The sequence below is a fragment of the Trabulsiella odontotermitis genome, from assembly GCF_001297775.1.
Taxonomy (GTDB): Bacteria; Pseudomonadota; Gammaproteobacteria; order Enterobacterales; family Enterobacteriaceae; genus Trabulsiella; species Trabulsiella odontotermitis.
Map to the genome: position 1 here is coordinate 162,410 of NZ_LIFX01000007.1, position 15,364 is coordinate 177,773.

Annotated in this window: 16 protein-coding genes; 13 read left to right on the plus strand and 3 right to left on the minus strand. The window is 56.8% G+C overall.

Translation table 11 applies throughout. The features are described 5' to 3' along the window. Positions 1-209 precede the first annotated feature (209 nt). Both AOY23_RS11310 and crfC read right to left on the minus strand, forming a co-directional pair. Positions 210-1,097, minus strand: a complete 888-nt coding sequence (locus AOY23_RS11310; RefSeq protein ID WP_054179730.1) for a diguanylate cyclase regulator RdcB family protein — start codon at positions 1,095-1,097, stop codon at positions 210-212. Next, positions 1,094-3,421: a clamp-binding protein CrfC gene (gene crfC, locus AOY23_RS11315; RefSeq protein ID WP_054179731.1), complete on the minus strand. Its 2,328-nt coding sequence runs from the start codon at positions 3,419-3,421 to the stop codon at positions 1,094-1,096. Before crfC ends, AOY23_RS11310 begins: the two co-directional genes overlap by 4 nt. 339 nt (positions 3,422-3,760) lie before the next feature. Between crfC and AOY23_RS11320 the strand changes: the two genes are divergently transcribed. The 12 genes from AOY23_RS11320 (at position 3,761) to phnP (ending at position 12,460) form a co-directional block, all read left to right on the plus strand. Then, entirely contained in the window at positions 3,761-4,096 is a 336-nt protein-coding gene (locus AOY23_RS11320) for a zinc ribbon domain-containing protein YjdM (RefSeq protein WP_054179732.1), read from the plus strand. A gap of 79 nt (positions 4,097-4,175) precedes the next feature. Then, positions 4,176-4,610, plus strand: a complete 435-nt coding sequence (yjdN, locus tag AOY23_RS11325; protein ID WP_054179733.1) for a VOC family metalloprotein YjdN — start codon at positions 4,176-4,178, stop codon at positions 4,608-4,610. Positions 4,611-4,755: 145 nt separating this feature from the next. Further along, a complete protein-coding gene (gene phnF / locus AOY23_RS11330; RefSeq protein ID WP_054179805.1) occupies positions 4,756-5,481 on the plus strand; it encodes a phosphonate metabolism transcriptional regulator PhnF in 726 nt (241 codons plus the stop codon). Continuing rightward, positions 5,482-5,934: a phosphonate C-P lyase system protein PhnG gene (phnG, locus tag AOY23_RS11335; protein ID WP_054179734.1), complete on the plus strand. Its 453-nt coding sequence runs from the start codon at positions 5,482-5,484 to the stop codon at positions 5,932-5,934. It begins immediately after the preceding gene. Continuing rightward, positions 5,931-6,515, plus strand: a complete 585-nt coding sequence (phnH, locus tag AOY23_RS11340; protein ID WP_054179735.1) for a phosphonate C-P lyase system protein PhnH — start codon at positions 5,931-5,933, stop codon at positions 6,513-6,515. Before phnG ends, phnH begins: the two co-directional genes overlap by 4 nt. Next, positions 6,515-7,579: a carbon-phosphorus lyase complex subunit gene (locus AOY23_RS11345; protein WP_054179736.1), complete on the plus strand. Its 1,065-nt coding sequence runs from the start codon at positions 6,515-6,517 to the stop codon at positions 7,577-7,579. Before phnH ends, AOY23_RS11345 begins: the two co-directional genes overlap by 1 nt. Next, positions 7,572-8,420 carry an alpha-D-ribose 1-methylphosphonate 5-phosphate C-P-lyase PhnJ gene (gene phnJ, locus AOY23_RS11350; RefSeq protein WP_054179737.1) on the plus strand — a complete coding sequence of 283 codons (849 nt, stop codon included), beginning with the start codon at positions 7,572-7,574 and terminating at the stop codon, positions 8,418-8,420. Before AOY23_RS11345 ends, phnJ begins: the two co-directional genes overlap by 8 nt. Then, entirely contained in the window at positions 8,417-9,175 is a 759-nt protein-coding gene (gene phnK, locus AOY23_RS11355; protein ID WP_054179738.1) for a phosphonate C-P lyase system protein PhnK, read from the plus strand. Before phnJ ends, phnK begins: the two co-directional genes overlap by 4 nt. 110 nt (positions 9,176-9,285) lie before the next feature. Then, positions 9,286-9,966, plus strand: a complete 681-nt coding sequence (gene phnL / locus AOY23_RS11360; RefSeq protein WP_054179739.1) for a phosphonate C-P lyase system protein PhnL — start codon at positions 9,286-9,288, stop codon at positions 9,964-9,966. Beyond that, positions 9,963-11,099 carry an alpha-D-ribose 1-methylphosphonate 5-triphosphate diphosphatase gene (gene phnM / locus AOY23_RS11365; protein ID WP_054179740.1) on the plus strand — a complete coding sequence of 379 codons (1,137 nt, stop codon included), beginning with the start codon at positions 9,963-9,965 and terminating at the stop codon, positions 11,097-11,099. The genes phnL and phnM overlap by 4 nt, the downstream gene beginning before the upstream one ends. Beyond that, positions 11,099-11,668 carry a ribose 1,5-bisphosphokinase gene (gene phnN, locus AOY23_RS11370; protein WP_054179741.1) on the plus strand — a complete coding sequence of 190 codons (570 nt, stop codon included), beginning with the start codon at positions 11,099-11,101 and terminating at the stop codon, positions 11,666-11,668. Before phnM ends, phnN begins: the two co-directional genes overlap by 1 nt. A gap of 33 nt (positions 11,669-11,701) precedes the next feature. Then, a complete protein-coding gene (phnP, locus tag AOY23_RS11375) occupies positions 11,702-12,460 on the plus strand; it encodes a phosphonate metabolism protein PhnP (RefSeq protein ID WP_054179742.1) in 759 nt (252 codons plus the stop codon). On the opposite strand, the gene yjdP is transcribed toward phnP, so the two are convergent. Then, positions 12,457-12,786 carry a DDRRRQL repeat protein YjdP gene (gene yjdP / locus AOY23_RS11380; protein WP_054179743.1) on the minus strand — a complete coding sequence of 110 codons (330 nt, stop codon included), beginning with the start codon at positions 12,784-12,786 and terminating at the stop codon, positions 12,457-12,459. The genes phnP and yjdP overlap by 4 nt on opposite strands. Before the next feature lie 307 nt (positions 12,787-13,093). Here yjdP and fdhF point away from each other — a divergent pair, with 307 nt between their 5' ends. Further along, the gene (gene fdhF / locus AOY23_RS11390; RefSeq protein WP_081005597.1) at positions 13,094-15,241 is read left to right on the plus strand and encodes a formate dehydrogenase subunit alpha; all 2,148 of its coding nucleotides are present in this window, start codon (positions 13,094-13,096) and stop codon (positions 15,239-15,241) included. Positions 15,242-15,364 lie beyond the last annotated feature (123 nt).

Below are 15,364 nucleotides of genomic sequence, written 5' to 3' on the forward strand. Positions count from 1 at the left end.
TGTTCAACCCATGTACAACCGAACCTGTGACGCCTGCTCTGGCAGTCAAAGATAGCGCAGGATAGCTGAAGGACATGGTCAACATCCTGCTCCTGCTTTTTTACCCTACCAGCGTTTAGATTTGTGATCAACTTCACGCATCTAATGACATCGTGTTACGTTGCATTAACAAACGTAAAGCGGTTTACGCCCGGGCTGACAACGCCCGGTTACAGCGGGACGGCCAGCATATCGTCTGTAAACATCTCTTCCAGCATCGCCCCCACCAGACGTTTCGCCGAACAGAGTCGTGGCATGCCTAAGGCGATGGTCTGCCAGGTCTGGGTGATGGACCAGCTGACCGGGTGTTTTTCCGCCGAGCACCAGTTGCCCTGCCAGCCCAGCATCTCCCGGTAATCCATCAGTGACGCCGACGTCGGTGATGCCAGCCACTGGTGGTAAAAATGACGCGTGTCCGGCGAGGCGCTGACGCTCTCCGCCAGATACTGGCTGGCCATGGTCAGTAGATTCTCTTTCAGCAGGGTACGGACTTCGCTGTTCGCCAGGCGACAGGCATCGCCAAAGGCGCCCCAGCGCAACTCTTCGAACGCGATAAAACAGCGGCCCGCCAGCGACCAGCCGTCATAACTGCCTGCATGCCAGCGGGTGAACACCTCGTCACTGTGCTCGCCTGCATGCACCATCAGCCCGCGCTGCGACAACGCGCGCTGCTTATGCCCGGCGCGCTGCAGAAAATGCCCGGCGACAATGCCGTACTGCTCGCGGAGTTCTGCCGGGGCGCGCCCTTTCTCCTGCAGGGAAAAGAGGTACTGACTCATACGCGTGAGCGCCAGGTGACCGGGGTCAAACATCCCCGCCAGTTTTTCCGCCAGCCGCAGCCGGACAGCCGGATTGTCGCCCGACGTCCCGGACACCGCCCACGGTGTCAGTTGCACCTGCGATATCACCTCTTTCAGCAATTGTTCGCGAAAAAGCTGTTGTTGTGGCACCACAGAGCCGGGCCGGGGATTGTCGATGCCCAGCACCAGTTCGACGATAAATTTCGGATGGATGGATTCCAGGTGCCGCCCCGGGCCTTCCAGTAATTGCCTGTTCATGTCTGTTCGACCGCAAAAAGTGTCTGAATATCATCGCGAAGCAGACGCGCATCCTCCTGGATCCACCGCACGGTGGACAGACTCTGCTGCAGCTGGAGGTTAAGCATCATCACCGCGGACTGGTGTTGCTGGCGTAAATTAAGGCTTTCCTGCAAATTCTTTTGCAGCCCGGCGAGGTTCTGCGAAAATCCGGCGAAGAAGGTGGTCATTCCGGCGGTCACCGCCACATCCACCTGCGCGCCCAGCGCCTTCAGGATTTGCTCGCAAAACTGAGAAATATGAAAAATGAGTTTTTGCTTGAGGGCCGGAATATCAATCACGTAGCGCGACTGCGTCATGACATAGTCATCCCATCGCCAGCCAGAATTATTCAGCCAGCGCGAGACCGATTCCCGCATGCCGCCGCGCGGCAGTGCGCTGACCGGCGTATCCTCACGGGCAATCGCATCGGCAAACACCAGCGGAATATTGAAATCCACCAGCCCGGCGCGAAACGGCGGCAGGCTGATTCGCGCGCGAAATCCGGCCTTGCCCAGCTCCTCTTTAATATGCTGTTCGATGGGGCGCAGCGCCTCTTCCAGGGTGCGCGTCAGGCTGATTTCCAGTTGGGTAAAACGCTGCGACAGCTCACGCGTGAGCGTCTGCTGTGTCGTCAGCAATACGTTCTCGCAGCCCTGACGAATTTTACTCAGCAGGCAGTGCGCCTCGCTTTCGGCATTAAGCACCACCTGACCGGTTTCACCGTCGTCTGTCGTGCGCACTTCAACTGTCACGTCGCCGCACAGCGTGCGCAGGTTTTCTTCAGCAAACCAACTGGTGACGCGCTGTAGCGCACTCGCCTGTTGCTCCGCAATAAAATCTTCAACCGCGGACAGCGCCTCAACCACTTCATGATGCACTTCTTCGGTCACGCCGTGCCTGCGCGCTTCAAACTGCGCCATGCTCTCTTCCAGCCCGCTGATATTGTGCTGAAGCTTGTCGAACGCCACCGTCATACCCTGATGACGGAAATCGAGATAGTCCTGCGCCTGCGTCGCATAGTTGAGCAATTTGTGCGACGCGGAGCGCAACGCGAACAGTGACGCATGCGTATGTGCGGCGTGCAGCAGCTTGCGGATGGGTTGTTCAAACAGCGAATCCTCCCACAGCAACTCCGCCGCGTGACGCATTTTTCCGCTCTCCTGCAGATCCTCATTGCTCCAGCGTCGCCCCAGCGCCGCCTCGGCAAAATCCTGCACCCAGCGCTGCTCCTCCGGCGGCGGCAGTCTGCCGAACATGTTCAGCTCATGTCGCGCCCGGTTTGCCAGATACCCCCACATCGACGAGACCGGGAAAATCTGCCCGGGCGTAATGCATCCTTTCATCAGCGTGCCGGAAATCAGCGCCCGCACCTGGTCTTCATCATCGCTGTTACGATCTTTTTGATCGAACTTATTCACCAGCGCATACAGCGGCACCGACTGCCCGACCGCCGCAATCGCCTGCCGCATCTCTTCATCAGAGACCGATTTCAGTTGGGTGTAATCCATCACCGCCAGAACGGCAGACGCACGCGAAAGCTGTTCGTTGAGCATTTTTTGCAGATGCGGTTGCCCGGATTCGTTCGGCCCGGGCGTGTCCAGCAAGGTCAGTTGACCGGGAAAATTCCCCATGCCGGAAAGATGCACAAACTCCACTTCAATCACCGGAATATGTTCAATCGCGGCATATTCGGCGAACGGAAATTCCGCTTCCAGCGCCTGCGAAAGTCGCACCAGATCATTGAGACTTTTCAGGCAGTGAAAGATCGGTTGTGCACCCAGATAATGTTTTTCAAACGCCACGCCATGGGAAATATGATCGAGCAGCGCATTCATGTCTTTATCGAGCTCAAGCTTATCCGCCAGCGCGGTACGATCGATGTGGCTGATTTTATTCTGTAATTCCTGCATTAACCGATCGATAGGTTCAGGATGGGTAAAATGCAGGCCGGGTTCTTTTTGCCCCGGTGTATGGCGAATTAACGTCGGGATCGCCGTCATCGGACGATTACGATTAGGCAAAACCTCAGTGCCGACAATCGCATTAATGGTGGTCGATTTTCCGGCTTTCATGGTACCGACAATTGCCAGTACCATTTCCAGACGGGTGATCTTGCGTAATTCGCTATTGAGTGTCGCCTGCTGGGTGTTAATCCCCTCCTGGCTGAAATGCACGGGACGTGGGGCGTCCTGAGCGTTGTGATTGCCCACGGGCAGGGTTTTTAAACTCTGTAGATGTCGCAGAGCCAGCTGCAGCAAGCGTTCCGCTTCCTGGCTGAGCTCATATATTGTCTGTGTGTACATGGTTAAAGAATTTCCTTAACGCAAATTATATTACTTTTATTTCTCTGAACTTTTAATTGCCAGATATTATTTTTATATTTACTCGTGTTTATAATATTTTGTATTTACGCAGGTGCTCATTAATTTATTATTCTGGCGGTATTTTAGATAAAGCAGAGATTAACAGCGTAGCGCATTTTCTAAAATATTCAGAACATATCGTTATTTATTTTCATATCAGTAACGCGACCTTTCCTTTCTGTTACCGTCGCGTATGTGAAATGGCACCGACAAAAGTGTGGATTTGCGGTATCATGAGGCCTATTTTCGGCGATCTGCCATTTTACGAGGACTTTTTCAATGCAACTTCCACACTGCCCAAAATGCAATTCCGAATATACCTATGAAGACAACGGTATGTACGTCTGCCCGGAATGCGCGCACGAATGGAACGATGCGGAACCCGCTCAGGAGAGCGATGCGCTGATCGTTAAAGATGCGAATGGCAATCTGCTGGCTGACGGCGACAGCGTCACAATTATCAAAGATTTAAAAGTGAAAGGCAGTTCTTCAATGCTGAAAATCGGTACCAAAGTGAAGAATATTCGTCTGGTCGAAGGCGATCACAACATCGACTGTAAAATTGATGGCTTTGGCCCGATGAAACTCAAATCGGAATTTGTGAAGAAGAACTAAATTACTGCCCGGTGGCGCTTCGCTTACCGGGCTGCCCCTGACTACACTTAACGGGCTTCTCTTACCTGAGGTAATGCATATGCCGTTAAGTCCTTACATCTCCTTTGCAGGCAATTGTGCTGAGGCCATTGCCTTCTATCAACAAGCGCTTGGTGCAGAACTGGCGTACAAAATCACCTTCGGCGAAATGCCAAAAGAGGCGCAAAACAGCGAGGATGGCTGTGCGTCGACAATGTCATACCCGGATGACGCTATCGCCCATTCCAACGTCCGCATCGCCGGTAGCGACATCATGATGAGCGACGGCCTCACCCACGACCGGGCGAACTACTCCGGCTTTACGCTGGTCATCGACACCCAGAATACAGAGGAAGGCAAACGCTGGTTCGACAGCCTGGCCCAGCGCGGCAAAATCGAAATGGCCTGGCAGGAGACCTTCTGGGCGCACGGCTTTGGCAAAGTGGTCGATCAATTCGGCGTGCCGTGGATGATCAACGTCCTCAAACAACATTAATTCCCCTGCCTTCCCGCCCCGGGAAGGCGTCTTCAATTCTTCATCCTTCATTAACAGACTTGTCACACTCCAGGCTCACGATGTTGCCACATCCCCTGTTTGCGTATGCGTAAAGGCTCATCCGAACCGCGAGGTATTGACAATGATGCACTTGTCCAGACATCCGACCAGTTACCCGACACGTTATCAGGAAATTGCCGCGAAGCTTGAGCAGGAGCTACGCAATCACTATCGCTGCGGCGACTGGCTGCCTGCCGAACATCAGCTGGCGGCGCGTTTTGAAGTGAACCGCCACACCCTGCGCCGCGCCATCGATCAACTGGTGGAAAAAGGCTGGGTGCAGCGTCGCCAGGGGATCGGCGTGCTGGTGCTGATGCGCCCGTTCGATTACCCGCTTAATTCTCAGGCACGTTTCAGCCAGAACCTGCTCGAGCAGGGCAGTCATCCCACCAGTGAAAAATTGCTGTCTGTGCTACGCCCGGCATCAAACCACGTTGCCGATGCGCTTGGCGTGCAGGAAGGCGACAACGTCATCCACCTGCGCACGCTGCGCCGGGTGAACGGTATCGCCCTGTGCCTTATCGACCACTATTTTTCCGACATGCGCTTCTGGCCTGAACTGCAAACCTTCAACAACGGCTCGCTGCACGACTTTCTGCGCGAACGGCTGAGTGTGTCGCTCAGGCGCACACAGACCCGCATCAGCGCCCGCCGCGCCCAGGCCAAAGAGAGCAGAGTGCTGGAGATCCCCAACCTGGCACCGCTGCTCTGCGTACGCACTCTGAACCACCGTGACGGTGAGGTCAACGCGGCGGAATACTCCGTCAGCCTGACCCGCGCTGACATGATTGAATTCACTATGGAGCACTGAATGCATTTTGATATCGCAACCCGTCAGCGCTGGCTATCAGCACTGTCACACAGCGACCCCGACGCGCTCAGCGCGCGGATGCAGGCGCTGGCGTTGTCGCCCGACTATGAGCTGATCCGCGCCCCGGAAACCGGGCTGGTGCAGATCCAGGCGCGAATGGGCGGCACCGGCGATCGCTTTTTTGCCGGTGACGCCACCCTGACCCGCGCGGTGATCCGCCTCGCGGACGGCACCCTCGGCTACAGCTGGGTGCTCGGGCGCGATAAACCGCACGCGGAACGCTGCGCGGTCATCGACGCCCTGCTGCAATTACAACCCCATTTCCAGACCCTGATGGAAACCCTGATTAGCCCACTGGAGGCAGCGCAGACGGCACAAATCAATGCCCGTCGCGCCGAAGTCGATGCCAGCCGGGTCGACTTCTTTACGCTGGTACGCGGAGACAACGAATGACATTACAGACCGCCTTTACACTTCCGGTGCAGGATGCCCAACACTGTTTTCGTCGCCTGCTGAAAGCGATGAGCGAGCCGGGCGTGATCGTCTCGCTGCATCTGCTCAGGCATGGCTGGCAGCCGCTCAATCTCGCCACCACCAGCGTATTGCTGACCCTGGCGGATAACGATACGCCGGTATGGCTTTCCACGGCGGTGAACAACGATATTGCCCGTCAGAACTTACGTTTTCATACCAACGCGCCGCTGGTGGATCAGCCGCAGCAGGCAATCTTTGCCGTGGCGGATGACGCGCTGAGCGCTGAGCAACTGAACGCAATGAGTGCCGGTAGTGCCGTCGCCCCGGAAACCAGCGCCACATTGATTGTGCAGGTCGCCGGGCTGAGCGGCGGACGCATGCTGCGTCTGACCGGCGCGGGCATCGCCGAAGAACGGATGATCGCCCCTCAGTTGCCGGAGTGCCTGTTGCATGAACTGACTGAGCGCCCGCATCCGTTCCCGCTGGGCGTTGACCTGATCCTCACCTGCGGCGAGCGCCTGCTGGCGATCCCGCGGACCACCCATGTCGAGGTGTGCTGATGTACGTTGCCGTCAAAGGGGGCGAAAAGGCGATAGCCGCCGCCCACAATCTGCAGGAACACCGGCGCCGGGGCGATACCGGGCTGCCTGAACTGAGTGTGGCGCAAATTGAGCAACAGCTTAATCTCGCTGTCGACCGCGTCATGACCGAAGGCGGCATTGCCGATCGCGAACTGGCGGCGCTGGCGCTGAAACAGGCCAGCGGCGATAACGTTGAAGCGATTTTTTTGCTGCGTGCCTACCGCACGACGCTGGCGAAACTGGCGGTCAGCGAGCCGCTGAACACCGCGGAAATGCGCCTCGAACGCCGCATTTCGGCGGTCTACAAAGACGTGCCCGGCGGGCAGTTACTTGGTCCGACCTACGATTACACTCACCGTCTGCTCGACTTTACCCTGCTGGCGAACGGTGAAACGACGGCACTGAACACAGCGGAATCTCCGCTGGAATCCACACCGCACGTCTTCGGCATGCTGGCAAAACAAGGGCTGGCGAAAGCAGAAGCAGACACCGGCGCTACCCCGGATGATATCACCCGTACGCCGCCAGTCTATCCCTGCTCGCGCGCCTCACGCCTGCAACAACTGATGCGCGGCGACGAGGGTTATCTGCTGGCGCTGGCTTACTCCACTCAGCGTGGTTATGGCCGTAACCACCCGTTCGCCGGGGAGATCCGCAGCGGCCACGTTGATATTGAAATTGTGCCGGAAGAGCTGGGATTTGCCGTTAACGTCGGCGAACTGTTGATGACCGAGTGTGAAATGGTGAACGGCTTTGTCGCCCCGGACGCGGAGCCGCCGCACTTCACCCGCGGCTACGGGCTGACCTTCGGCATGAGCGAGCGTAAAGCGATGGCGATGGCGCTGATGGATCGTGCATTGCAGGCCCCGGACTACGACGAAACCATCGCTGGCCCGGCGCAGGATGAAGAATTCGTGCTGGCCCATGCGGATAACGTTGAAGCGGCCGGTTTTGTTTCACATCTCAAGCTGCCGCACTACGTTGATTTCCAGGCGGAACTGGAACTGTTGAAACGTTTGCAACGGGAGAACTGCCGTGGCTAACCCACTGACCGGCTACAACTTTGCCTACCTCGACGAACAAACCAAACGCATGATCCGCCGCGCTATTCTCAAGGCGGTGGCGATCCCCGGCTATCAGGTACCGTTCGGCGGCCGTGAAATGCCGATGCCCTACGGCTGGGGAACCGGTGGGATCCAGCTTACCGCCAGCGTTATTGGCGAAAACGACGTGCTGAAAGTGATCGACCAGGGCGCTGACGACACCACCAACGCCGTCTCCATCCGCAATTTCTTTAAACGGGTTACCGGCGTCGACACCACCGAACGTACCGACGAGGCGACGCTGATCCAGACCCGTCACCGGATCCCCGAAACGCCGCTGGTGGAAGATCAGATCCTGATCTTCCAGGTGCCGATCCCGGAACCGCTGCGCTTCATCGAACCGCGCGAAACCGAGACCCGTACCATGCACGCGCTGGAAGAGTACGGCGTGATGCAGGTGAAACTGTATGAAGACATCGCCCGTTTCGGCCATATCGCCACCACCTACGCCTACCCGGTGAAGGTCAATGGCCGCTATGTGATGGATCCATCGCCAATCCCGAAATTCGATAATCCGAAAATGGACATGATGCCCGCCCTGCAGCTGTTTGGCGCCGGTCGCGAAAAACGCATTTACGCGGTACCGCCGTTCACCCGCGTTGAGAGTCTCGATTTCGACGATCACCCGTTTACCGTGCAGGCGTGGGATGAACCCTGCGCCATCTGCGGCTCACGCCACAGCTACCTTGATGAAGTGGTGCTGGATGACACCGGCAAACGGATGTTTGTCTGTTCCGACACCGACTACTGCCGCCAACAAAGTGAGGCGTTACGCAAATGAGCCAACCGCTGCTTTCAGTCAACAACCTGACCCACCTGTACGCGCCGGGCAAAGGCTTCAGCGACGTGTCATTCGAACTGTGGCCGGGCGAAGTGCTGGGTATCGTCGGCGAGTCCGGCTCCGGCAAAACCACGCTGCTGAAATCCATTTCTGCCCGTCTGACACCGCAGCAGGGGGACGTGGTTTATCAGTCGCAATCGCTGTATGGCATGAGCGAAGCGGAACGCCGCCGCCTGTTACGCACCGAGTGGGGCGTGGTGCATCAGCATCCGATGGACGGCCTGCGCCGCCAGGTCTCCGCGGGCGGCAACATCGGCGAACGCCTGATGGCCACCGGCGCGCGTCACTACGGCAATATTCGCGCGACAGCACAGCAATGGCTCGAAGAGGTGGAGATCCCCGCTTCGCGCATCGACGACCTGCCGACGACGTTCTCCGGCGGTATGCAGCAGCGACTGCAAATCGCCCGCAACCTGGTCACCCATCCGAAACTGGTGTTTATGGACGAGCCCTCTGGTGGGCTGGACGTTTCCGTGCAGGCGCGTCTGCTCGATTTGCTGCGCGGGCTGGTGGTGGAACTGAACCTGGCAGTGGTGATTGTCACCCACGATCTCGGCGTCGCCCGCCTGCTGGCTGACCGCCTGATGGTGATGAAAGAAGGTCAGGTGGTGGAAAGTGGATTGACCGACCGCGTGCTGGACGATCCGCATCATCCCTATACCCAATTGCTGGTGTCATCGGTATTGCAGAATTAATGATGTTGCTGTTGCCGGGTGGCGCTCCGCTTACCCGGCCTACGAACAGCACACCTTTGTAGGCCGGATAAGGCGAAGCCGCCATCCGGCAATCGAACCACGAGGCCAACATGATCCGCGTAGAAAACGTGAGTAAGACCTTTGTGCTCCACCAGCAAAACGGCATTCGTCTGCCGGTGCTCGATAACGCCTCGCTGACCGTCAGCGCAGGCGAGTGCGTGGTGCTGCACGGCCATTCCGGCAGCGGTAAATCCACACTGCTGCGTTCCCTTTATGCCAACTATCTGCCCGACGACGGCCACATTCACGTGAAGCACGGCGACGAGTGGGTTGATCTGGTGACGGCGCCCGCGCGAAAAGTGGTGGAAGTCCGTAAATCCACCATCGGCTGGGTCAGCCAGTTTTTACGGGTGATCCCGCGCATTTCCGCGCTGGACGTGGTGATGCAGCCGCTGATCAACCTCGGCGTGCCGCGCGACGAATGCGCCGCCAAAGCCGCCCGCCTGCTGACGCGCCTCAACGTGCCGGAGCGCCTGTGGTATCTGGCGCCATCGACGTTTTCCGGCGGCGAACAACAGCGCGTGAATATTGCCCGCGGCTTTATCGTCGATTACCCGATTCTGCTGCTCGACGAACCCACGGCGTCACTGGATACAAAGAACAGTGCGGCAGTCGTTGAGCTCATCACCGAAGCGAAAGCGCGTGGGGCCGCGATTGTCGGTATTTTCCATGACGAAACGGTGCGTAACCACGTCGCCGATCGTCTCCATCCGATGAGTACAACATCATGATTATCAATAACGTAAAGTTAGTGCTGGAAGATGAAGTTGTTCATGGTTCTGTCGACGTCAGGGATGGCATGATTCGCGCGTTTGCGCAGACCCAGAGCGGCCTGCCGGAAGCGATGGATGGTGAAGGCGGCTGGCTGTTGCCAGGCCTGATAGAGCTGCATACCGACAATCTGGATAAATTTTTTACGCCGCGTCCGAAAGTGGACTGGCCTGCCCATTCCGCGATGAGCAGCCATGATGCGCTGATGGTCTCCAGCGGGATCACCACGGTGCTGGATGCGGTCGCGATTGGCGACGTGCGCGACGGTGGCGATCGGCTGGAAAATCTCGAAAAGATGATCAACGCCGTCGAAGAGACACAAAAACGCGGCTTAAATCGCGCCGAACATCGCCTGCATTTGCGCTGCGAGCTGCCACATCACACCACCCTGCCGCTGTTTGAAAAACTGGTTGATCGTGAGCCGGTGACGCTGGTGTCGTTGATGGATCACTCACCAGGACAGCGCCAGTTCGCCAATATTGAGAAGTATCGCGAGTATTATCAGGGCAAATACCAGCTGACCAACGAACAGATGGCGCATTACGAAGAAGAGCAATTGCAACTGGCCGCCCGCTGGTCGCAGCCCAACCGTGAAGCCATCGCCGCGCATTGTCGCCAACGGGGGATTTCCCTGGCGAGCCATGACGACGCCACCCGCGATCATGTCGTGGAATCGCATCAGATTGGCAGCGTGATCGCCGAATTTCCCACCACGTTTGAAGCGGCAGAAGCGTCGCGACAGCATGGAATGAACGTGCTGATGGGCGCGCCGAATATCGTGCGCGGCGGTTCGCACTCCGGCAACGTCGCGGCACACCAGCTGGCCTCACTCGGTCTGCTGGATATCCTGTCGTCCGATTACTATCCGGCAAGCTTGCTGGATGCGGCCTTTCGCGTGGCGGACGATCACGACAACGCCTTCACGCTGCCGCAGGCCATCCGCCTGGTGACCAAAAACCCGGCACAGTCGCTGAACCTGCATGATCGCGGCGTGATTGGCGAAGGTAAACGCGCCGACCTGGTGCTGGCGCACCGCAAAAGCGAACACATCCACATCGATCATGTCTGGCGTCAGGGCAAGAGGGTTTATTGATGGCGGGAAAGCTGGTCTGGTTAGTGGGGCCGTCTGGCTCCGGTAAAGACAGTCTGCTGGAAGCACTGCGCGTACTGGAACATCCGCGCATTCTGGTGGCGCATCGCTACATCACCCGGCCCTGGAATGCGGGCAGCGAAAACCATGTGGCGCTGAGTGAACAGGAGTTTTTTACCCGCGCCGCACAGCAGTTGTTTGCCCTGAGCTGGCACGCCAACAACTTTTACTATGGCGTCGGCGTGGAAATTGACGTCTGGCTGCATGCCGGGTTTGACGTGGTGGTGAACGGATCGCGGGCGCATCTTCCGCAGGCGAAAGCGCGCTATGGCACAGCGCTGCTGCCCGTCTGCCTGCATGTGTCGCCTGAAGTGCTGCGCGAGCGGCTTGAGCTTCGTGGCCGCGAGAACGCCAAAGAGATCGACCAGCGTCTGGCACGGGCGGCGCGCTACACGCCGGATGACTGCCATATGCTGAATAACAACGGAAGTCTGCTACAGTCAGTGGAGACGTTTTTATCCCTGATCCGCCAACCCGTTGCGTCACAAGAGAACCCTCATGCCTGCCTGTAACCTGATGCAAGGTACACGCTGTAAGGAGGAATGATGAGTCTGATTCTTCGCTTAACCGGCACCGGAGGCGCGCAGTTGGTTCCGGTCTTCGGCTGCGATTGCGCCGCCTGCCGCCGCGCCCGCCAGTATCCTCAACATCGTCGCCGTCCGTGCAGCGGCGTGGTGAGCTACAACGATGCCGTCACCCTGCTCGATGCCGGGATCCCCGACATAATGGAACATCACCCCGCTGGCAGCTTTCATCAGTTTTTACTTACCCATTACCATATGGATCATGTTCAGGGGTTGTTCCCGCTGCGCTGGGGGATTGACGAACCCATTCCCGTCTACGGGCCGCCGGATGAAGAGGGTTGTGACGATCTGTTTAAACACCCGGGGATCCTGGATTTCAGCCACACCGTGGAGCCGTTCGTGGTGTTTGACCTGCAGGGACTCCAGGTCACACCGCTGCCGCTCATCCATTCAAAACTGACCTTCGGCTATCTGCTGGAGTCTGCGCACAGCCGCGTCGCCTGGCTGACCGACACCGCCGGGCTGCCCGACAAAACGCTGACGTTTCTGCGCAATAATCATCCGCAGGTGATGGTGATTGACTGCAGTCACGAGCCGCGCGACGAAACGCCGCGCAACCATAACGATCTCAATACGGTTATCTCGATCAAGGAAGAAACGGGTTGCCCGCGGGTGATCCTGACGCATATCAGCCATCGTTTCGATGTGTGGATGATGGACAATCCACTCCCGGAAGGGATAGAAGCAGGGTTCGACGGCATGGAGATTATGCTGGATTAACGAGCGTAATCATCCTCAAAACGGCGTTCCTCATCTTCCAGCTGGCGCCGCTCCTGATCGAGCTGGCGCTGGCGGTCATCGAGTTGGCGACGCCGGTCTTCGAACTGCCGACGACGATCGTCATATTGTCGGCGACGATCGTCGCTCATCTGCTGTTCCCAGCCCTGATCACGGTCATCGTCATAGTCCCGGTTGTTGTCGGGTTTCCAGGCATCATTAATCGCCTGCTGAATATTACCGATCGCGTCGTCAATCACATCCGCGTGAGCCAGTGGGCTGCTCAATGAGAGCAGGCTGAACAGAATCGCTGCTACATGCTGTTTCATAAGGTTAATCTCGATGCCGGGCTGATCTCACGGTAGTGAATCGCCAGCAGCACGTGTAGTGGAGGATTCTCAAAACCATCAGCCCCCGGCGATTATCACTTTGTCAGCCCGCGTTATCATTTCGAGAAACGTCGCCACCGCCAGCCATTTCGACACGTCAAATCTGACGAGAATCTGCTTTTCGTCATGACATCGCCCAATACTCGCCCGTAATATCAGGGGATACCCACAATAAAAACATGGCATAGAAGATGCATAATCAGTGTGAAAGCGCGAGAGCGTAAATTGATTAACTGGAGCGAGACCGATGAAAAAAGTCGTCACGGTTTGCCCGTACTGCGCATCAGGTTGCAAAATCAATCTGGTGGTGGATAACGGCAAAATCGTCAGGGCTGAGGCAGCGCAGGGGAAAACCAACCAGGGTACGCTTTGTCTGAAAGGGTATTACGGTTGGGATTTCATTAACGATACGCAAATCCTCACCCCCCGTCTGAAATCCCCCATGATTCGCCGGCAGCGCGGCGGCAAACTGGAGTCTGTCTCCTGGAACGAAGCGCTGGATTACGTCGCCACCCGTCTGAGCGCCATCAAAGAAAAGTACGGCCCGGACGCCATCCAGACGACAGGCTCTTCACGCGGAACGGGTAATGAAACTAACTATGTGATGCAAAAATTTGCACGCGCCGTTATTGGTACCAATAACGTCGACTGCTGCGCTCGCGTCTGACACGGCCCTTCGGTTGCAGGTCTGCACCAGTCGGTCGGTAATGGCGCCATGAGTAATGCCATCACAGAGATTGATAACACCGATCTCGTGTTTATCTTCGGGTACAACCCGGCAGATTCACACCCTATTGTGGCGAATCACGTGATTAACGCCAAACGCAATGGGGCGAAAATTATCGTCTGCGATCCGCGCAAAATTGAAACCGCGCGTATTGCGGATATGCACGTCGCGTTAAAAAACGGCTCGAACATCGCGCTGCTTAACGCCATGGGGCATGTCATCATTGAAGAAAATCTGTACGACAACGCGTTCGTCGCGGCCCGTACGGAAGGCTTTGAAGAGTATCGTAAAATCGTCGAAGGCTATACGCCAGAGTCGGTTGAAGAGATCACCGGCGTCAGCGCGCAACAGATTCGTCAGTGCGCGAGAATGTACGCCACCGCGAAATCCGCGGCGATCCTGTGGGGGATGGGCGTTACGCAGTTCTATCAGGGTGTGGAAACCGTCCGTTCACTGACCAGCCTCGCGATGTTAACCGGCAACCTCGGTAAGCCGAGCGTTGGTGTTAACCCGGTTCGTGGTCAGAACAACGTTCAGGGCGCCTGTGATATGGGCGCATTGCCGGATACCTTCCCGGGCTATCAGTTTGTCAAAGAGGAAAAACATCGCGAGAAGTTCGCCAAAGCGTGGGGCGTGGAAAGTCTGCCTGCCCACACCGGTTATCGCATCAGCGAGCTGCCGCACCGCGCGGCGCATGGCGAAGTGCGTGCGGCGTACATCATGGGCGAAGATCCGCTGCAAACCGATGCCGAGCTCTCTGCTGTTCGCAAAGGGTTTGAGGATCTGGAGCTGGTGATCGTGCAGGACATCTTTATGACCAAAACCGCCGCGGCGGCAGACGTCATCCTGCCTTCCACCTCCTGGGGCGAGCACGAAGGGGTTTACACGGCGGCGGATCGCGGCTTCCAGCGCTTCTTTAAAGCCGTTGAGCCGAAATGGGATCTGAAAACGGACTGGCAAATCATCAGCGAAATCGCCACACGCATGGGTTACCCGATGCACTACAACAACACCCAGGAGATCTGGGACGAGTTGCGGCATCTCTGCCCGGACTTCTTTGGCGCAACCTATGAGAAAATGGGCGAACTGGGTTATATCCAGTGGCCATGCCGCGATGAGTCAGATGCCGATCAGGGTACCTCGTATCTCTTTAAAGAGAAATTCGATACCGATAACGGGCTGGCGAAATTCTTCACCTGCGACTGGGTGGCGCCCATCGATAAACTCACTGATGAGTATCCGATGGTGCTCTCCACTGTACGTGAAGTGGGCCACTACTCCTGTCGTTCGATGACCGGCAACTGTGCCGCACTGGCGGCGCTGGCAGATGAGCCCGGCTATGCACAAATCAATACCACCGACGCCGAGCGTCTGGGCATTGAAGATGAAGCGCTGGTATGGGTGAACTCCCGGAAAGGCAAAATCATTACCCGTGCGAAAGTCAGCGACCGCCCGAACAAAGGTGCGGTTTACATGACCTATCAGTGGTGGATTGGCGCCTGTAATGAACTGGTGACGGAAAATCTGAGCCCGATAACCAAAACGCCGGAGTATAAATACTGTGCTGTTCGCGTTGAACCTATTGCTGATCAACGCGCTGCGGAACAGTATGTGATCGACGAATATAATAAATTGAAATCCCGCTTGCGTGAAACTGCAATGGGTTGAATTAATTATTTTCGCTAATAATAAGGGGTGAATTAATTCACCCCTTTTTTATATTCAAATTATGCGATCCTGATTCCAGAGAAATGTAATTTTTTCTTAAAGGAATTACATCTTTGCTTCGTG